Raw genomic sequence first — 18,542 nt, 5'->3', positions numbered from 1 at the left:
TCTGTTGGTCCAGCGGAGCGCTTCAGCCGGTCCAGACAGGCCATCATTTGGATTGAGGTGGCGCGCACCGAACCGAACCCGGCGCCCGGCCGAGCCCGGCGGCGAACACAGCCAAGCCGGGTGCCGCCGCCCGGACGGCGCCAGCGGCCGGACTTGGCAAATCCGTTCACATCCGATTCCACTCGGGGTGGCTGGCGCCGATCTGGAACGGCAGGCCAGTGGCCGTATAGCGGTGGGGCAGCGGTGCGTTGACCTGGTCGCACTCGGTCTCGGTCAGGGCTGAAACTCCCAGCGGATCCGTGCACGTAAATCGTTCGCGGGCAGCTGAGGTTCGGCGGCGAACCGGCGGCAACCGTGAACCCGGTGCTAATAGATCCTGGTCGGTGGATCGAGCGCAGGTTCGAGCCCCACCTCGACAGGACCTTCAGACCCGAAACGCGCCCCCAGGCGCACCGAGGAACAGGCCCTGAGCTGGGCGAATACCGGTCGAGGCGCAGGTTGATCTCGATGGCGGGATACGGCCCACAACTGCGCACCGTCCGGCCGGTTGTCCCTGGTCGCGGACGTATACGTCGGCGTTTGACCCGGCCGTAGCGGGTTTCTGGGTGGCAGCCGGTATGCGGACTTGTGCAGGTGCGCGGCGTGCGGTTGTGGATCATGGGCCGCGGAATGAATCGACTAAAACAACACCGCATTCCCTTCGCCCTGAGACACCGCCCAAGCGAGCGGATTCCGTGTATCGATGTTTACTGTCACCAGCCGAACAGCCCGAGCTGGTTTCAACCTGAGGACTCCGCCAGACCGCGGCAGTGGTTGTGTGTCGGTGTGAGGTGGGGCGGGCGGGCGGTGTTGACAAGGCACGGCTCGGCGCCGGTTAGCTCCTATCGCGACTTGTCCGAGCGCGACGTTCACCTCGCTAGGTTCTGTCATATTCCTCTGCCATGCTGACCGTGCGGATAAATGACGGTCACTTTCCTCGGGGGGCGATCTGGAGATGTCGGCTCCGGCCGCGCCGCGCATCACCTATGTGCTGCGCTATGGTGCCCAGCATGTGTTCGTCGGCACTTTGCTGGCCCGTACCGCCGACCGGCTGACCGGCGAGCAGGCCCGCCAATGGGCGAGCCCATGGGTCGGCGACACCACGATCGGCTGGGAAGCCCATCCTCTACACGGGCCGCCGGACAGCGGCTGGGCCACTATGGATTTCCTCAGCGGCGAGCAGTTCATGCTGCACCGTTACCCGGACGGGTGGCGGTTGGTCCGGGCACTGTCCCGCGGTGATGGAGTGAACGTGGGAACCGATACCGAGGCCCTCGTCTGGGCCGACAAGGTCGTCGAGTTCAAAGACAACGTCACCGGCCTGCGCTGGTTGCCCGGGCCGACTCCGGACGGCATCACCACCCTGTACGCCACCGCCTGAAGTCGATTCGCGGGGATCGCGACCGAGAAGTTGGGGGCTACTGGGGGCCTGCTCCGGCCACCGGCCGCGCCGGTGGCGATCCGCTGCACGCTGTCTGCAGTTCAGCGGGACTGGCCGACCTTGAAGTCGAGAACCCCGTTAGTGGGTTCAAGCGCATCATCATGCGCAGCGCCAAGTTGATCTCGCCGAGAATCGGTGGGGTTCGATACAATATTTCCCTCCGTGATCAGATGACCACGAGGAGCGAGGTGACGCATGAAGTGGTTCGGCAAGTCGGGGTCGGAGCCCGATGATGATCAGCAGGTTGTCCGGGAGATGCTGGACCCCTATCGCCACCGAGCAAGCATCAGCGACGGTGACCGGCTGATCCTGCAGCCGGGTCAGGTGCTTGAGAACATCGCTCTGGCGATGGAGCGACTGGACAATGACATCGACACGCCGATCAGCATCGAGGAGGATGTTGTCCCGCTCGACGAGTTGCTGGCGATGGTCCGGAGCCTGCGTCTGGGACCGCTGATCGTCGTCCATGTGGTCAATACCGCGATGAGGATCATGTCGGCCCGCTATCCGATGGAGTTGGTCCGCCGCCCGCTTCCACCGGAGTTCGACCTGCGCAAGCTGCATGCCTTGAGGTACAGCGACGAAGAGCACGAGACAGCGAAGACGATCTTCAACCAGCGCACAAGCAGCGCCGGCGACCTGGATGAGGAGGACATCCGGCCAATGATGGAACCCCTGGCTGCCGATCAGCAGGTTCAGATCTTCACGGCCTTGCTCTTCATGTTCGGCAGCAAGGTCGGAGCGATGAAGTACCGCACCGGGATTCCGTGACGGTGTTCAGCCGAGGCCCCTTTTGGCATTCAAGGCGGCGCAGTACCTGGGCCACCGAGGCGTGCTCGGCGTCCAGCGTGCAGGTCGATGAGGGCGGCGTTGAAGGTGGCGGGGTCTTGGGCGGTGCGGGCGAGCTAGACCAGTGCCGGTGGCCGTTGGCCGGTGCTGGCGATGGCGACGGCGTGGGCGAGTCGGACCAGGGCTGCGTTGACCCTGCCTGCCTTGCGCAGTTCGTTGCCGTGTACGCGCAGGATGTAGGCGTGCAGGTCGGTGTCGTCGAGGTGTCCGGCGGCGCGCAGGGCCCGGCCGGTCCAGCGAACAGCGAACGCTACTCGCTCCTCCGGCAGGACGTAGCCGAGCGAGACGCCGAGTTCGGCGCGTGCGCGGGCGATCAGGAGCAGCATGTCCTTGTCGGCGATCCCGTCGGCGGCGCGGGCTTCGAGCCGGGCGACCAGCGGCCACAGCTCGTTGACGGCGGCGGCGCCGTAGCCGGCTTGGCGAGCGATGGTGGCAAGGCACAGGGTTTCGAGACAGCGCGCGCAGGCTCCCGAGGGCTGCCCATGATCGCGGCGCAGGCTTGGCACAACGGCACGCCACCAGGTTCGTCGACGACGGTGCCGCAGGCATGGCAGCGCAGGGCTATCCGTTCACCGGTGTCTCCGGGAGTTGCCCCCTGATCTTGGACACTTGAACCTGGGATCGTGAGGTCCTGGGAGATCAGGAGTCCTGGAACACCATGGTGAACAAGCACTATCCGGCCGAGTTCAAGGCTGATGCGGTGGCGTTGTACCGGTCCCGGCCGGGCGCGACGATCGCGCAGATCGCCGATGACCTGGGCGTCAACCGCGAGACGCTGCGGAGCTGGGTCCGGCTCGATGACTAGAGGCGCGGCGAGGCTGCCCGCCCGGCGACGTCGGCGGGGACGCAGCCGGCCGGCATGGTCGAGGAAGAGAACGCCGCGTTGCGCCGTCGGGTCCGTGAGCTGGAGGAAGAACGGGACATCCTGCGTAAGGCAGCCCGGTATTTCGCCGGGGAGACGCGCTGGTGAACCGCTTCCAGTTCGTCGCTGATCACCAGGCACGCTACGGCGTGAAGCGGTTGTGCCAGCTCGTCGGGGTCGCCCGTTCGAGCTTCTACTACTGGAAGGCCACCGCACCCGACCGGGCCGCACGAGAGGCGGCCGACGCGGCTCTGGCGGTCCGGATCCGGGCGGTCCGGGCGGCGCATGACGGCACCTACGGCGCGCCAAGGGTCACCGCCGAGCTGCACGACGAGGGCGTGCTGGTCAACCCCAAGAAGGTCGCGCGGGTGATGCGCCGCTACCGCATCCGCGGCCTGCGGCTACGCCGGCGGGTGCAGACCACCATCCCGGATCCGGCCGCGGTCAAGGCCCCGGACCTGATCAAAAGGGACTTCACCGCCGCAGCGATCAACCAGCGCTACGTCGGTGACATCACCTATCTGCCGGTCGGCGATCACGGGTTCCTCTACCTGGCCACCGTCATCGACCTGCACTCCCGGCGCCTCGCCGGCTGGGCGATCGCCGACCACATGCGCACCGACCTGGTCGTTGACGCCCTCACCGCCGCCGCGCGGACCCGGGGCAGCCTCGACGGAGCGATCTTCCACAGCGACCACGGAGCCCAATACACATCGAAGGCATTCGCTGCCGCCTGCGCGGCGGCCGGGGTCCGGCAATCGATGAGCAAGGTCGGCAGCAGCGCCGACAACGCCCTCGCGGAGTCGTTCAACGCCACCTTCAAACGCGAGACCCTACAAGGCCGCCGCGCCTTCACCGACGAACGCGAAGCCCGACTCACCGCGTTCCGCTGGCTCCACCGCTACAACACCGTCCGCCGCCACTCCCGACTCGGACAGCAATCCCCGATCACCTACGAGAACAGCACCCGACCCACGCCGACTACGCTGGCGCCAGCCGCATAAACCCCGTGTCCAAGATCAGGGGTCAAGGCCCTCCAGCCTGGCGAACCAGTCGTGGACCGAGTGCCGGTACTGCTCGGGCATGGGCAGGCCCGGGATCTCGTTGGCGGTGAACAGGCGGGCTTCCTTGTGTTCGGAGCTGACGGTGATAGGGGAGTCGTCGTCGACGAAGCAGCCGTAGGTCGCGATCAGCACGTCCACGCCGTCGCGGATGTGGTACTGCCAAGAGTCGAGGATCGGACCGACCCGCACCGCCCAGCCGGTCTCCTCGCTGATCTCACGGCCGACGCAGGCGGCCGGGTCCTCGCCCAGTTCGAGCTTGCCGCCGGGCAGCTCCCATTCCTCGCGCTCGTTGCGGAGCAGCAGAACTCGACCGTCGCGGACGCAGACGCCTTTGACGGACACCGGAAAGGCGTGGGGCCGGTACATGGTCGCCTCCTGCGGCCGGCTGTGAGCGGACCGTAACACGGCGACGACGCGGTAGCCGTCGCCGCAGGCGGGGGCGCCTTGACAATCCGTCACTTGATTGACCGGCGCTACGAGCTCAGCAGGACATTCCGTGCTCCTGATCTCCATAGAGGAAGTCAATCTATGGGCCGCGTGAGGCGCACACTCTTCTGCCGCTGGATCCGTTCCCGGCGCTCGGCTTACAAGGGCAGGACGTAGGCGTTGACGAAGAAGTGGTCGACGTTGCCCCAGTGCAGGTGTCCGGCCTTGGCTTCGTCGCCTTGTCGGCCTAGTACGACGTGGACGTGTACCGCTCCGTCGCGGATCTCGCCGGTCCCGGTCAGCTCCATGGGTTCGGTGTACTCGGTGACGATGTCTTTTGCGTAGTCGTCGGCCGCCATGGTCGAGATCGCGCACCCCTCGAGGGCCCCGATCAGGGACACGATGGCGCCGTTGCGGATGCCTTGCGCGGCGACCTCGTCTGTCAGGGTCCGGATGACCTCTTGGCCTGCGCCGACCTCGATCAGGATCATGGTCGCCTCCCGTTCGTCGTCGTGATGGGGTCGGCGCCGGCGAGAAGGGCGGCCATGGTCCGGAGATTCTCGGGCGACGCCTCGGTACGGAGGGCGTCTGCGACGGCCGCCTTCACGGGTTCGGCGGCGGCTTCGCCGGTTTGGTGGAGCAGCACCGCTGAGCACCAGCGCGCGGCGGCGTCACGCGGATTGCGCAGCTCGCCGGAAAGTCGGGTTGCCGAGTCGTGAGGCGGCGCTTGCGTTCCGCTGGCGAGCTTCGTGGCGGCGTCCCAGGGCATGGCCAGGACCCGGCTTGCGACGGCGGTCAGGTAGAGCGTGCGCGCGGCGGAGTCGACCCGTAGAGCCGCGATTACCCGGTCTGCGATGTCAGGAGCCGCGACCTTTGCGAGGATGCCGGCCGCGTTGACCCGCAGGACATCGGTACCGCCGTCGGTCATCCATCGGTTCAGGGCTGCGACCGCTCGCGGGTCGTGTTCGACGAATTCGCGGATCACGAGGTCGGTCGCGTGCGTTGTCTGTGCCGTTTCGAGTGTGGCCGAGGAGCCCGCGGCGACGCCGTCGAAGACGCGCCGCCCGATGTGGAAGTCCACGAGGCCGGGATGTGGGAACCGGATAAGCCCGGCTGCGGTCCGCACGACCCTGCGGCGCCGTACGAGCAGTGACAGTCCCGGCCGTCGGTCCGCCGGGATCTCCGTTTCGTGTAGGTCGCGTCCGGCTGTCCAGGTCTCCCAGGCGAGCCAGTCCGCGCACTCGTCCGCGTCGGGCCCTGTCGCTGGGCCGGCCGCAACCGCTCCGGCCACTGTGGCGCCGGCCAGGGCGAGAAAGTCTTTACGCCTCACGGCGCTAAAGGTAGGCGACGCGGCTTCGCCCAGGGCTTCGTTTACTGCTCGTTGGTAGAGCGCGACGGTTGCCGGCGAGACGGCGCGCTCGCCGTTTTCGATCCGGGACAGGTGGCTGGCGGACACCTCGCCAATGGCCGCCACCTGGGAAGCGTGAGATTCGCTGCCCGGCGTGCGTGCCTCAGCTGCTGACCGCTGTCCATGCCTTCCGTCCCTTGCCGCAACTTTCTTGCGGCACCCGTTGCTGCTGACTGCGGGTGACGCAAACGTCACCCTCGAACGTAGGAGCACGGGGCGGGCGCTATACAGCGTCGCGCGGTGAGTCGAACGAACCGTGCGGCGCCGCGGCCCCGTTTCGTGGTCTGTCCAGTTCACACGGTAGGCCAGTGCCTGGGACGTGTCGATACGCCCCGGCTGCGCCATCACACCCGGGGAGACGGAAATGGCGGATTGGCTAGATCGTCGCCGGCCACGCTTATTCGCGGCCACGTTTGGCAGTGGGGAGGGACACCGCATCGCCACGTCCGCCTTCTTCGAATGTCGCGGGTTGAGCTCCGATGCAGGCGCGAGTCGCGGCCTATCCGTTCGGCAGGGTCGTGCGGGTGTCGTCGTGGAAACGCTGACCATGCCATGCGCAGGTGCTCGTGTGGATCAGGTGTGGCTGTCCCGGGTGATGGCGGGGATCCATGCCAGTTCTTGCCTATCGACACGACCTCTACACGGCCTTCGCAAGATTCGTTCGCGTCTCGTTTGCGGCACATCGTCATCGCGCCGGTAGCCACGGGGGCTACCCGCCCGTCACCTCGAATCCGCTGGGAGGGAAAGCATGAATGACCACCTCGACGACGGTAGCGACCCGTTCGAACTCGACGTGCAGATCGTCACAGAAGGCCCCGCGACCGCAGCGTTGCTGTCCAGCACGGACGACGGCTGCGACACGGTGAGGGGCAGCGACTGCTAGTCCCACGCGCGTGCCGGCCCGCTCGGCGACCCGAACCCGACCGGGCCGGCACCTTCCTCAAACACCGACGATCAAGGAGGTGCCGACGGTGAGCGTCACCGGTTTTCGACGGGTCGATGCCGCGACGATCCGCATCTCCGCTCATCGCTGGCCGGATGAGCCGACCGCCTGGCCGCGTTGCGGCGACGCCACGGCAATTGTCAGCTGGCTTCGTGCGATGTGGTCCACCGGTGGGTTGGCCGATGCCATCTGGGCCGGCAGCCCGCAGCTCGCCTCCCGGGTGGAGGCAGCTTGCTCGGGCGCGGAGCAAGACGTGGATCGCCTTTGGCGGGTGGCGCTGTCGGTGGCCCGCTATGTGGTGCGGGCTCAGCGACGGTCGACACCGTTCGGGCTGTTCTCGGGCGTCTCGGCACTACGTTTTGGCACGGCCGTCGCAGTCAGCTCCGCCGGCGTGGTGGCTACGCGGGTGCGGCCGGATGCGGCCTGGCTCGCCTCGTTGGTCCAGCGACTTGAGGCCGATCCCGAGGTTCGTCGCCGTCTGCGCGTTCAGTCCAACAGCCTGGCTGTTGTTCAGGGAGGGCGCGTCGTCGTGCTACGACGACCGCACGCGTCGGTGCAGGCGGAGAGCAGCTGCTCGGTCAGGTACACGCCAGCCGTGCAGTTGGCGCTGTCGTCAGCCGCCGCACCGATGGCATGGTCGGACTTGGTCGACACGATCGCCGCCGCCTTTCCCCGATCCCCGGACAAGTCCGTGCAGATGCTGGTCGCCGATCTTGTCTATCATGGAGTGCTGGTGTCCAACCTGCGGCCGCCGTCGACCTGCACCGACCCCATCGGTCATCTCCTCAGCCACCTCGACGGGTATGAGGCTGACGACCGCCACAGCCAGCGGCCCATTCCACTGAGATCGCTGGCCGCCAAGGGCGAAGCGCGCGTCGTGCGCCCTGCCGAACTGCGTTCCCTTGCCGAGCAGATGCACGGCTTGAACAGCATCGACCAGCCGCTTGCGGTTGATCTGCGGGTTGCCGATCGCGTCACGCTTCCCGAACAGGTTGCCGCCGACGTCGTGGTGGCGGCGGAGGTCCTGCGACGGTTGACGCCGGACCCGACGGGTCGGCCGCAGTGGCGTGCCTATCGCTCGAGGTTCGTCGACCGTTACGGGATGGCCGCTGTCGTCCCTGTGGCGGAGGTGGTCGATGCCGTCACCGGTCTGGGGTACCCGGCGCATTTTCACGCACCGACCGACCAGGCCGCGCCATCCGTGTCGGCTCGAGACGAGCGGTTGCTGGCGCTGGCACAGCAGGCGTCGATCGACGGCGTACGCGAGGTCGTACTCGATGACGCGGCCGTGCTGGCGCTGGCCGGCGCCGACGGCCATGGTCACCGCGTCAGCGCACACGTTGATGTCTCGGCAGAGATACGGGCGGCGTCGTTGGACGCGATCACAGCCGGGCGGTACACCGTCGCGGTGGCCGGGATGGGCCGCTCGGCGCTCGCGACATCAGGACGGTTCCTTGATCTGCTGCCCACCGCCGACCAGGAGAGGATGGTCCGGGAGTTCGTCGGATTACCGGTGGCCGTTCAAGGGGCGATGCCGGCGCAGGTGAGCTTCCCTCCGCATAACCTGCGCTCGCAGAACGTTCTGCGCGGCAGGCAGGTACTGCCATGGCTGATCTCGGTCGGCGAGTATCGACCGCCGGCGGTGGGCGCGATCGGTGTTGATGATCTCGGGGTTGCGGCAGGCGTCGATCGGCTTGTTCTGGTGTCGATGTCGCGTCGGCGGGTGGTCGAACCGACGGTGGCGCATGCCGCCGCGGTGCATACGATGCCGCTGATCGCCCGGTTTCTTGTCGAGTTGCCACGGGCCACTGATGCGCGGCTCACCCCCTTCACCTGGGGAACGGCCGCGTGCCTGCCGTTCCTACCCGCGTTGCGATATGGACGAATCCTGCTCACCCCCGCGCGATGGCGACTCGAACCGGGCTCCCTGCCCGACATGCAGGTGGCAGAGGCCGAGTGGTCGGCTGCCCTCGATGCGTTACGTCAGCGGCTGGGCCTGCCAAGGTGGGTTCACATCGGCCACGGCGATCAGCGGCTTCGCCTCAACCTGGATCACGCGATGGACCGGGCACTCCTGCGTGCTCACCTGCACAGCAGACCGGGGGCTGTCACGGTCGTGGAGGCGGCCGGCCGGGACGACTTCGGTTGGCTGTCCGGCCGGGCACACGAGGTCGTGGTGCCGGTCGCCTCGACCGTCGCGCCCGCCCCGCCGCCTGCCGCGGTCGTCGCCCGGTCGACGTGGCCCCCGCCCGCGCCTGCCCAGCCGATGATCCCAGGCTCTTGCGGCTTGGTGTCAGCGTCACTCACGGGCGATCCGTTCATGATGGACACGCTGCTGACGCGCGAGCTGGCGTCGCTGCTCGCCGAATGGGACGAGCCGCCGTCGTGGTGGTTCGTGCGTCTGCGACATCCGGTCCCGCATCTGCGGCTTCGCCTGCACACTGATGACTACGGTGACGCCGTCGAGGGCGCGGGCGGTATTGCAGAGCCGGATCTCCGAAGTACGGGCGACGCTGGCGGCAGTTGATCAACCGGACGCGGGTATCCGGCTTCTGACCAGCGGCAGCGGCTACGTCCTCGAAGCGCCGCCTGACCGGGTCGATGCTCACCGGTTTCGCGACGATGTGGCTGCCGTTCGCGATGCCGTCTCCGACGAGCAGGCGAGGGCGTTGGTGCGCTCCGCGCTGTCGCTGTGGCGTGGGCCGGTCCTCGATGGATGGCTACATCCGAACTCACGTGCGGCGCTGGGCCAAGGGCTGGAGGAGCTGCGGCTTACCGCAACAGAGGAGCTGTTCGACATCGAGTTGCGGCTTGGAAACCACCTGGCAATCGTTGACGAGCTGGGAGAGCTCGCGAGGGCTCATCCAACGCGCGAGCGCCTGGTCGGTCATCTGATGCTCGCGCTCGCCCGATCTGGGCGCAGCGCCGAGGCGCTGCAGGCTTTCGACAAGCTTCGGCGTTGGCTACGCGATGAGCTGGGCACCGACCCGTCCACCGAGCTTCAGTCACTACACGTCGCTGTCGTCCGCGGCGAAATCCCCGCGTTGCAGGCCATCAGCAGCGAACCAGCCGACACCTTTCCTGCAGCCGTCCCGCGCACTCTTCCCGCTGACGTCGCCGACTTCTCCGGTCGTTCCCGCGAGACCGCCGAGCTGCGCGGAATCCTTGTCCGCGAGAGCGTATCGGCTCGAGTCGCCGCAGTCACCGGCCCAGCCGGGGCCGGGAAGACCGCGTTGAGCATCCACGTCGCGCACGCATTGTCCAATGAGTTCCCCGACGGGCAGCTTTACGCCAACCTGCACGGCATCGACACCGGTCGCCCGGATCAACCTGGTCAGGTGCTGGACCGTTTCCTTCGTGCCCTTGGTGTCGACGGCCTATCACTGCCGGCCACGCTCGACGGGCGAGTCGACCTCTACCGAGGGCTGCTCGCCGACCGCCGGCTGATCGTCCTGCTGGACAACGCCGTGGACGAGGAGCAGATCCTGCCACTGATCCCGGGTAGCGGCAGTTGCGCGGTCATCGTGACCAGCCGGACCCGTCTCGGCGCCGCCGTCGGTGCCGAGACCGTCGCACTCGAGGTCATGGACTCTGCGGAGGCAATCGAGCTTCTGGCGCGCATCGCTGGGACCGCGCGCGTCAGTCGAGAAGCGGACGCGAGCCAAGAACTTGTCCGGTGGTGCGGTCATCTTCCGCTGGCAATCCGGATCGCGGGTTCCAGGCTTGCCGCCAAACCCCACTGGACGATGGAGAAGCTGTCCAAGCTGCTGTCCGACGAGCGCAGCCGCCTCGACCGCCTGTCATACGGCCACTTGGACGTGCGGGCAAGTATCGAGCTGAGTTACCGGAGCTTGAGCCCGCAGGCACAGATTCTGCTGCGGCTGCTCGGCGGCACGGACACGGTCGAGACGAGTATTTGGCTGGCGTCTGCTTTGCTCGGCAGTTCCGCTGCCGCGGCTGAGGAAGCGTTGGAAGAGCTGATCGATGCTCAGCTGCTCGACTTCGCCGGGCCCGCGAACAGTAATCAAGCGCGATACCGTTTGCACGACCTGGTAAGGCTGTTCGCCAAGGAACGGGATGACCGGGCAGACCTGGTCGACGAGGCGAAGGTCCGCGTGTACGGCGCCGCTCTGTCAACCTTGGACCGGTTGTTCAACGCAATGTACGGCCAAGACAGCCTGACCATGCATAGTTCGAGCCCGCGGCAGGCGATCGATGACCCCCAAATCAGGAGCTCGCCCGCCAGTCTCATGGAATGGTTCGACGCCGAGCGGCCGGTGATCATCCGCCTCGTCGAGTGGTCGGCGAAGGAAGGCCTGAGCGGTGTGGCATGGGACCTCGCCTGCACCTCGTCACCCCTATTCGCGATGCACCATCTTTACGACGACTGGTCGCATACGCTCGACATCGCCTTAACCGCCACCCGGCGGTCCGACGACATTCGCGGACAGGCGGCGACCCTGTACCGGTTCGGGATGCTGCACACCGACCGCCAAGAGATGGACCAGGCCAAGGACATGTTCGTCCAGGCCGCGCAGCTGTTCAAGCGGGCCGGCGACGACCACGGTCAGGCGGTCATCACCGCCTACCTTGCGATGATCCACCGTTTCCAGCGGCGGCCGGAGGAAGCTCTGTTGCAGTACGCGACCGCGATCGACGGTCTCGAAGCAGCCGGGGACCGCGGCGGTGTCGCCTTCGTCCTCCGCGGTCTCGGGCAGGCGTCCATGGATCTCGGCGACGACGTGGCCGCCGACACGCATCTGGCCCGGTCCCTGTCGATCTACCGGGAGATCGGCTCGCCGCCGCTCGGGCTCGCCCAAGCCCTCTTCTGGTACGGCATGTTGCTGCTACGGCGGGACGCTCACGAGAAGGCCGAGCCATTGTTCGCCGAAGTGCTGGCGACCGCCCGCACCTTTGGCGACCGGCACGGCCAAGCGCAGGCGCTGCGCGGGCTGGGCATCTGCCACTACCGATCCGGCAAAAGGGAACGGGCACACGCTGATCTGACCGAGGCTCTGCACCTCGTACGACAGACCAACTCGTCAATCGTGGAGGCGAGAGTCCAGCAAACGATCGAAGAGCTGTTCCCGAACGGCTAGCCTTCGCCGCAGCATGCGCTAACATCGACGCTGGTCTGTTAGCGCGGAATGAGGAGGCTATGTTGTCGAGAAGAATCGCCGCTGTACTCGCGGCAATCGCCCTCGCAGTGGCCGCGGCGGCACCCCAGATGGCTGCGGAAGGTAACGAGCGCATTCAGGCAGGCCAGGGCTGCGACTGGTGCGCCTCGCCCAAATAGGCTGGCTGAGGTGCACGCCGCTGCACCCCCGAAGGATGCGGCCGTCAACTGGTCAGATGCTTGATCAGAAACTCGCCGGCGTCGGAGTACGCCGTCGCCTGGTTTTCCCTCCGAATAAAGCCGTGACCCTCGTCCGGGAAGACCTCGTAACGCACCTCAAGCCCTCGGTCGCGTAGCCGCGCCACGATCTGGTCGCTTTCAGCCTTCGGCACGCGCGGGTCGTTGGCGCCCTGGATGACCAGCAACGGCGCCCGGATCTGGTCTGCGTACGTCACCGGCGAGCGATCCATCAATCGCTCCGCGTCGGCATCGGGATCCCCGATCACCGCGGCGACCAGCGACCTCCAGGTCGGCGGTGACTTCTTGGCCAGGGTGACAAGGTTGCTGGGCCCGCAGATGTCAACGCCAGCGGCCCAGTCCAGTTCGGGTAGCCGGCTCAGGCAGGACAGCACCGCGAACCCGCCATACGAGCTGCCCATGACCGCGATACGCGCCGGATCGACCCAGCCGAGGCCACGCAGAAACGCCACGGCGTCGGCGAGGTCGAGCAGGTCGCCGCCACCCCAGTCTCGGTTGACCTGGTCTGAGTAGGCACGGCCGTATCCCAGAGATCCCCGCACATTGGGGGCGAGCACCGCAATGCCGTTACCAGCCAGGTACTGATAGAAGCCGTCGTACTGGTAGCCCGGACGCTCCTGCCAGGCCGGACCACCATGGATCATGATGAGAACCCCGGCCGGCTCGTCGCGCTTCGGTCGGTACAGGTAGCCCGGAACGATCTGGCCGTCCCGGGCCGGGTAGCGGATCAGGGTCGGCTCGATGAAGGTGCCCGGGTCGGCAGCAGTCGGGCGGGCGTCGCTCAACCACGTGAGTTTCCCGGTCTCGAGGCCGATCACGGCGAGGTTCCACGGCTGCGTCGGAGTGGACACACGCAGCACAACGCAGCGGCCATTCGGGGAGATCGTCAGACCGGTTGCCGCCCCCGGCAGAGCGGGAAGGGCGAGGTCTTGGCCGGTGGCAAGGTCCCGCGCTCGCAGGTGCGAATAGCCGTCGACGTTGATGTTCCATGCCAGAGTTCGACCGTCGGCCGACAAGGAGACCTCTTCGACGTCCCACTCCGGCGTGTCTATCCAGTTCAGCTGGCCGGTCGCGGCGTCCATCAACGCCAGGCCGGTGAACTGCCGTCCCGCGTTGGTCAGCACAAAGAAGCCGCTGCCGTCAGGCATCCACGGGCCCAACCCGTACGTCGCCACCTCATCCCGCGGCGTCAGCAGCGTCGCGGGCCCGCCGTCGATGGGGACGACGTAGACCAGGTGGTCGCTGTTGGTGGTGCGCCATTCGGCAACGCTGAGCTTGGCGCCATCGGGTGACCAGTAACCAGGGAAAACGCGTCCGCTGCCCACGTCGAGCCGGCGGGACTCACCAGTACGCGTATCCAGCACCAGCACGTCCTGGTCGGCCGGGCTGCGCTCGTTCCCACAATAAGCAACCCAGTTCCCGTCGGGAGAAAGCGGATCACCCAGGGCAAGGGCGTACTGCACGCCAGGGTTGTCAGTGAGCTTCAGGGGCTCGCCGCCGTCGGCGCCCACGCGGTAGAGCTGGGTGACCTCGTTGCCTTTCTCGTCTGCGAGAAAGATGAGCCACTCCCCGGCCGGGTGCCACGCCACCTCACGGACCGCGGACTCGAGGTACCGAGTCAACCGGCGCGTGCCAGCCGAGGAGATTCGCCGAACCGCGAGGTTGAACTGGCCTCCGTCGCTGTCGTCGACGAACGCGATCCGGTCGCTGTCCGACGCGATCGACAGGGTCGGCAGGAACCTCAGCGCGGGCTGGTAGTCACGGTAGGCAGCCATGAAACGGATTCTAGTAACATAAGCTTGCCTCGATGGACGCCATTCGTTGGAGAGCGGCCGCCGCCGGCGACGCCGCAGCCCTTGCCAACCTGTTCGCCTCGTCTGAAGCCGTGGCAGCAGTGGAACTTGAGACGAGCGCCGAACGCATCCGATCCCGGCTCGCACACCCCGGACTCGACCTCGACCGATACACCACGATCGGACTTGGTCCCGACGGAAGCGCTGCCGCGTATGCCGAAGTTTGTGACATGGGCGTGGCAGCGGATGCGCTCCGGCTCCGCCTCACCAGGGCCATCCGCCCCGACATCGGCGACGAAGTCGACTCTCATTTGCACAGCTGGCTCCTGGAGAAAGCCGGACGGTTACACCGAGAACGGGCGCCCGAATTGGACGCGATTCTCGGCACTCGCTGCGGCGATTCACAGCAGACGCTAAGCAGCCGGTTGACCGATGCCGGCTTCGAACCGACTTGGCGCAAGGTCGACATGGTCCACGACCTCAACACGCCCCGCCCGACAGATGCACCGACGCCGCCCGAGCTCGTCATCGTGCCGTTCGAGACCCGCTACGACGAGCGCACCTGGCGCGCGCACAACGACGCATACGCCGCCAGCCCTTCCGCAGCCGTCCTCGATCGCGAATCCTGGCAGCAACACGCCACAGGACTGTCGTCCTTCCTACCAGGCGCCTCCTTCGTGGCCGTCACCCCGGAAGACGACGTAGCGGCGTTCGTGCTGACGGTCCGCGACACCGATGACGATCGGCGGAACGACGCTGTATTGGAATGCGTCGGTACCCGAGTGGCCTGGCGTCGTAGAGGGCTTGCCCGCACACTCGTCGCGGAGGCCCTGCGCGCATGCCGCACTAATGGCTTCGAACGTGTACGCCTACAGGCGGACAGCGCGAACTCTGCAGCCATCGAGCTGTACGTCAAGCTCGGGTTCATCGAAACCGGACGAGGCTACTCGGTTCTGACGCGTCGTCTGAAGGCCTCTGGGAACACTTAAGAAAGGCCGGCAGCAGTCTTCGGTCCTGCGAGATGCGAGCTGCACTGTCGGCAGGTCATGCTATTCAGAACCGTCACTTGGCGCCGCGGCACCTCACGGGAAGTGACGAGCGCGCTGTCAGCCCGTGCGATCTCAGCGGCGGATGAGTGCACTCATCCGCCGCCCGTCCGGTCGCGACGGGCTACCTTGGCGATAGCGCGATGCGTGTCCGAACACGATCTTGCCCAGGTTACGGTTGTCACATCCTGTTCGCGTGCCTCGGCGACCTGCGCTCGACAACGACCACTGCTTCCCGATCCGGTAGCAGCCGCCGACCTGCGCGCTGGCCGCAATCTATTCACATCCGGAGCGCGTCCTCCTCCGCCAGCGATCGAATCGCGCGAGGCGTTCGCCGAGTGAACCCGCTCGGCTCACCTACCGCTGCCGCGGCGGGAACGGAGGGTAGATGTACCCGGCCATCCAGAACGGCGGGTAGCCGTAGTAGCCGTACACGCTCCCGTAATACTCGCCTTGGTCACTCAACTCCGGGTCGTACCGTGGCGCTCCGGCGACGTGGTCCGAGGACTGGGTGATCCGGACCTCCCCCTCGGCGACCTCAGCGACCGACTCGACCGGCACGAACGACGCTGTGGCGCCGAAACCCAGAATCCCGCCGTGTTCGACCCGCAGGAACTGCACCCGTTGCTCGTCGGCGTCGATGAGCAGGTCCTCGACCGTGCCGATGTCGGTGCCGTCGCTGTCCTTGACGTGCATTCCGCGGATGTCCTCCCATGGGTCCGCGACGGTCTGCGTCGTGTCACTCAGGTTTATCAGGACCTTGTTCTCCGGCATGACGGGTCCCCTTCGACTCGGCTGACCGTGTACGGGCTACCCATGGCGTGTCGCCGCGAAACGGTCAGGAGCGCGCGTCCAGGCACTGGCCATCCCGACCGCTTTCGACAGCGACGGGTGTCCACGGGAGGGGGACATCGGATCCGGCACCCATCCGGGCGGGTGTTGGTTCCGAATCCCTACCGCACACCCGTACCTTCGAAGGGATTTTTCAATGCGTCTCCCCAAGTTCGTCGCCGTTGCCGCAGTGGCGGTGTTCGCGTTCTCCGTCGCCGCGTGTGGCAGTGGCGACGACGCGCAGACCGCGAGTCCGCCGGCGCCGTCGGCCGCGATGTCGTCGGCTCCGGCTATGGCTGACGGCGAGTTCGGAGCCGGTTGCGCCGCCGTGCCGACGGACCCGAACAACGCGGGCAGCTTCGAGGCGATGGCGCAGGTGCCGGTCGCGACCGCCGCGTCCGGCAACCCGGTGTTGTCCACGCTGGTCAGCGCGGTCAAGCAGGCCGGTCTGGTCGACTCGCTCAACGGCGCTGCGGACGTGACCGTGTTCGCGCCGACGAACGACGCGTTCGCGAAGATCCCTAAGGCGGACCTCGACGCGTTGCTGGCCGACAAGGAGAAGCTGACTCAGATCCTGACCTATCACGTGGTCGCCGGCGGTCAGCTCGCCCCGGAGAAGCTGTCCGGGATGCACGCGACTCTCGAGGGACAGCAGGTCGACGTGAAGGGCAGCGACACCGACTTCACCGTCAACGGAATGTCGAAGGTCGTCTGCGGCAACGTCAAGACCGCGAACGCGACGGTGTACATCGTGGACAGCGTGCTGATGCCGCCCGCCTGACGCTGACCAGCACCGAGCCGTTCGCCGCGCCCGGCCGTCGAGCCACGACGGCCGGGCGCGCCCCTGACCAAGGAGGACTTCGTGCGACGCGCGCTCTGGTCGTGCTATGCCGGCGTGGTTTGCGCCGCGATCGGCGTGTCGACGGGTCAGGTGGTCGCCGCCGTCATCAACCCTGAGTCGGGACCGGTGTACGCGGTCGGTGCCATGACCGTCGACGCGACACCGGCGCGGGTCAAGGATTTCGCCGTCCGCACCGCCGGCACCTATGACAAGCCGCTGCTGCTCGCCGGAGTCGTGGTCCTGCTCGCCGCCGTCGCGGCGTTACTCGGGCTCGCCGCCGCCCAGCGGCGCTGGGCCGGTCCCGCGGGAATGGCGGCGCTCGGCGCCATTGGAGTCGCCGCGGCGCTGACACGTCCGTCGGCCTCGCTCGCGGACGCCGTCCCGGCCCTGGTCAGCGCCGCCGTCGCCACCGCCGCACTGCTGCTCATGCTGCGGCCCCCGGGCGCACCGCCCGACGCCTCGCAAAGGCCGCGATTGCTCGACCGCCGCGCGTTCGTCGGTGGCGTCGCACTGGCCGTCGCGGGCGTCGCCGCGGCCGGTGCCACCGGAACGTCGCGCGTCGCCGGCCGGGCAGCCGCCCGCAGCCGCGACGGCGTGCGCCTGCCGCGACCCACCCGGCCGGCGCCGGCGCTCCCGACCGGTGTCGAGCCGGGTTTCGTGACCTCGAACGCCGACTTCTACCGGGTGGACACGGCCCTGACCGTTCCCCGCGTCGACGTCGACCGGTGGACGCTGACCGTACGCGGCATGGTCGATCGCCCTTTCGAGCTTTCTTTCGACGAGTTGCTCCGCGAGCCGATGATCGAGCAGTACGTGACCTTGAACTGCGTGTCGAACGAGGTCGGCGGACCCTACATCGGCACCGCGAAATGGCTCGGCGTTTCACTCGCCGAGCTGCTGCGTCGCGCCGGCGTCCAGGCCGGCGCGGACCAGATCGTCGCCCGCTCGGTCGACGGCATGACCATCGGGACGCCGACCGCGACCGTCCTGGACTCCGGGACCACACCCGGCACCCAACCCGCCCTGATCTGCGTCGGGATGAACGATGAGCCGCTGCCCCTCGATCACGGCTTTCCGGCCCGGATGCTGACCTCCGGTGTGTACGGCTACGCCGGTTCCTGCAAGTGGATCACTGAGATCGAGCTGTCGACCTTCGGCGACTTCGACGCCTACTGGGTACGCCGCGGCTACGCCGCACAAGCGCCCGTCAAGACCAGCTCCCGCATCGACCGGCCCGGCCCGTTCGCCCGCCTCGCCGCAGGGCGAGTCGTCGTCGCCGGGGTGGCGTGGGCGCAAGGCACCGGAATCTCCGCGGTCGAGATCCAGGTCGACGACGACGCCTGGCGCCCGGCGACGTTGCGCCCCGAACCGAATCTCGACACGTGGGTCCAGTGGACCTACCTGTGGCAGGCGGCACCCGGATCCCACACGCTGCGCGTCCGCGCCGTCGACCGCACCGGAACTGTCCAGACCGGTGAGCGGGCACAACCGTTCCCGAACGGCGCCACCGGCTGGCACAGCGTCGCGGTCACCGTCACCTAGCCGCCCAACACCCTACGGATGGAATCGTGCCTTCGGAGGGCTTCCGCCGTATCTCCCCGTTACTTGCCGGTAAGAAACTTTTA

The 18,542-nt window shown here is 67.3% G+C and carries 14 protein-coding genes and 1 pseudogene; 9 read left to right on the top strand and 6 right to left on the bottom strand.

The window, feature by feature from the left end:
- The first annotated feature begins 994 nt into the window (after positions 1-994).
- Positions 995-1,420 carry a hypothetical protein gene (locus tag Asi02nite_RS27460; RefSeq protein WP_203716814.1) on the top strand — a complete coding sequence of 142 codons (426 nt, stop codon included), beginning with the start codon at positions 995-997 and terminating at the stop codon, positions 1,418-1,420.
- Between the two features lie 255 nt (positions 1,421-1,675).
- Positions 1,676-2,251 (top strand): hypothetical protein, encoded by a 576-nt coding sequence (locus tag Asi02nite_RS27455; protein ID WP_203716813.1) that lies wholly within the window; start codon positions 1,676-1,678, stop codon positions 2,249-2,251.
- Between the two features lie 134 nt (positions 2,252-2,385).
- Here the strand turns inward: Asi02nite_RS27455 and Asi02nite_RS27450 are convergent, their stop codons facing one another.
- Positions 2,386-2,835, bottom strand: coding sequence for a hypothetical protein (locus tag Asi02nite_RS27450; protein WP_239127147.1), 450 nt, complete (start codon positions 2,833-2,835; stop codon positions 2,386-2,388).
- Positions 2,836-2,987: 152 nt separating this feature from the next.
- On the opposite strand from Asi02nite_RS27450, the pseudogene Asi02nite_RS27445 reads away from it, so the two are divergent.
- Positions 2,988-4,195, top strand: a pseudogene (locus tag Asi02nite_RS27445) (IS3 family transposase).
- Between the two features lie 15 nt (positions 4,196-4,210).
- Here the strand turns inward: Asi02nite_RS27445 and Asi02nite_RS27440 are convergent.
- The 3 genes from Asi02nite_RS27440 to Asi02nite_RS27430 form a co-directional block, all read right to left on the bottom strand.
- Positions 4,211-4,597 (bottom strand): NUDIX hydrolase, encoded by a 387-nt coding sequence (locus Asi02nite_RS27440; protein ID WP_203716831.1) that lies wholly within the window; start codon positions 4,595-4,597, stop codon positions 4,211-4,213.
- 242 nt (positions 4,598-4,839) lie between these two features.
- Positions 4,840-5,172, bottom strand: a complete 333-nt coding sequence (locus Asi02nite_RS27435; RefSeq protein ID WP_203716812.1) for a PPC domain-containing DNA-binding protein — start codon at positions 5,170-5,172, stop codon at positions 4,840-4,842.
- Positions 5,169-6,155 (bottom strand): hypothetical protein, encoded by a 987-nt coding sequence (locus tag Asi02nite_RS27430; protein WP_203716811.1) that lies wholly within the window; start codon positions 6,153-6,155, stop codon positions 5,169-5,171. The genes Asi02nite_RS27435 and Asi02nite_RS27430 overlap by 4 nt, the downstream gene beginning before the upstream one ends.
- Positions 6,156-6,837: 682 nt before the next feature.
- Between Asi02nite_RS27430 and Asi02nite_RS27425 the strand changes: the two genes are divergently transcribed.
- The 3 genes from Asi02nite_RS27425 to Asi02nite_RS27415 all read left to right on the top strand — a co-directional run bounded on the left by Asi02nite_RS27425 (position 6,838) and on the right by Asi02nite_RS27415 (position 12,131).
- A complete protein-coding gene (locus tag Asi02nite_RS27425) occupies positions 6,838-6,972 on the top strand; it encodes an FxLD family lanthipeptide (protein ID WP_203716810.1) in 135 nt (44 codons plus the stop codon).
- Between the two features lie 88 nt (positions 6,973-7,060).
- Positions 7,061-9,559, top strand: coding sequence for a lantibiotic dehydratase family protein (locus tag Asi02nite_RS27420; RefSeq protein ID WP_203716809.1), 2,499 nt, complete (start codon positions 7,061-7,063; stop codon positions 9,557-9,559).
- Positions 9,477-12,131 carry an AfsR/SARP family transcriptional regulator gene (locus tag Asi02nite_RS27415; protein WP_203716808.1) on the top strand — a complete coding sequence of 885 codons (2,655 nt, stop codon included), beginning with the start codon at positions 9,477-9,479 and terminating at the stop codon, positions 12,129-12,131. Before Asi02nite_RS27420 ends, Asi02nite_RS27415 begins: the two co-directional genes overlap by 83 nt.
- A 241-nt stretch (positions 12,132-12,372) precedes the next feature.
- Here the strand turns inward: Asi02nite_RS27415 and Asi02nite_RS27410 are convergent, their stop codons facing one another.
- Positions 12,373-14,181 carry a S9 family peptidase gene (locus Asi02nite_RS27410; RefSeq protein ID WP_203716807.1) on the bottom strand — a complete coding sequence of 603 codons (1,809 nt, stop codon included), beginning with the start codon at positions 14,179-14,181 and terminating at the stop codon, positions 12,373-12,375.
- Between the two features lie 32 nt (positions 14,182-14,213).
- Here Asi02nite_RS27410 and Asi02nite_RS27405 point away from each other — a divergent pair, with 32 nt between their 5' ends.
- On the top strand, positions 14,214-15,188 hold the full coding sequence (locus Asi02nite_RS27405; RefSeq protein WP_203716806.1) for a GNAT family N-acetyltransferase: 975 nt from the start codon (positions 14,214-14,216) through the stop codon (positions 15,186-15,188).
- Positions 15,189-15,602: 414 nt separating this feature from the next.
- Here Asi02nite_RS27405 and Asi02nite_RS27400 read toward each other — a convergent pair whose 3' ends face one another.
- A complete protein-coding gene (locus Asi02nite_RS27400) occupies positions 15,603-16,019 on the bottom strand; it encodes a PRC-barrel domain-containing protein (protein ID WP_203716805.1) in 417 nt (138 codons plus the stop codon).
- 214 nt (positions 16,020-16,233) lie between these two features.
- Between Asi02nite_RS27400 and Asi02nite_RS27395 the strand changes: the two genes are divergently transcribed.
- On the top strand, positions 16,234-16,857 hold the full coding sequence (locus Asi02nite_RS27395; RefSeq protein ID WP_203716804.1) for a fasciclin domain-containing protein: 624 nt from the start codon (positions 16,234-16,236) through the stop codon (positions 16,855-16,857).
- Positions 16,858-16,938: 81 nt separating this feature from the next.
- Positions 16,939-18,459: a molybdopterin-dependent oxidoreductase gene (locus Asi02nite_RS27390; RefSeq protein WP_203716803.1), complete on the top strand. Its 1,521-nt coding sequence runs from the start codon at positions 16,939-16,941 to the stop codon at positions 18,457-18,459.
- Positions 18,460-18,542: the final 83 nt, after the last annotated feature.

It is taken from the genome of Asanoa siamensis, from assembly GCF_016862555.1.
Lineage (GTDB): Bacteria > Actinomycetota > Actinomycetes > Mycobacteriales > Micromonosporaceae > Asanoa > Asanoa siamensis.
Note: the sequence above shows the minus strand (reverse complement) of the source record. Positions and strands in the feature narration are given on the sequence as shown.

Excerpts from the sequence above, each read along its gene's own strand:
- Asi02nite_RS27460 (WP_203716814.1), top strand. The coding sequence starts at position 995 with ATGTCGGCTCCGGCCGCGCCGCGCATCACCTATGTGCTGCGCTATGGT.
- Asi02nite_RS27455 (WP_203716813.1), top strand. The coding sequence starts at position 1,676 with ATGAAGTGGTTCGGCAAGTCGGGGTCGGAGCCCGATGATGATCAGCAG.
- Asi02nite_RS27435 (WP_203716812.1), bottom strand. The coding sequence starts at position 5,172 with ATGATCCTGATCGAGGTCGGCGCAGGCCAAGAGGTCATCCGGACCCTG.
- Asi02nite_RS27425 (WP_203716810.1), top strand. The coding sequence starts at position 6,838 with ATGAATGACCACCTCGACGACGGTAGCGACCCGTTCGAACTCGACGTG.
- Asi02nite_RS27415 (WP_203716808.1), top strand. The coding sequence starts at position 9,477 with ATGACTACGGTGACGCCGTCGAGGGCGCGGGCGGTATTGCAGAGCCGG.
- Asi02nite_RS27410 (WP_203716807.1), bottom strand. The coding sequence starts at position 14,181 with ATGGCTGCCTACCGTGACTACCAGCCCGCGCTGAGGTTCCTGCCGACC.
- Asi02nite_RS27405 (WP_203716806.1), top strand. The coding sequence starts at position 14,214 with ATGGACGCCATTCGTTGGAGAGCGGCCGCCGCCGGCGACGCCGCAGCC.
- Asi02nite_RS27400 (WP_203716805.1), bottom strand. The coding sequence starts at position 16,019 with ATGCCGGAGAACAAGGTCCTGATAAACCTGAGTGACACGACGCAGACC.
- Asi02nite_RS27395 (WP_203716804.1), top strand. The coding sequence starts at position 16,234 with ATGCGTCTCCCCAAGTTCGTCGCCGTTGCCGCAGTGGCGGTGTTCGCG.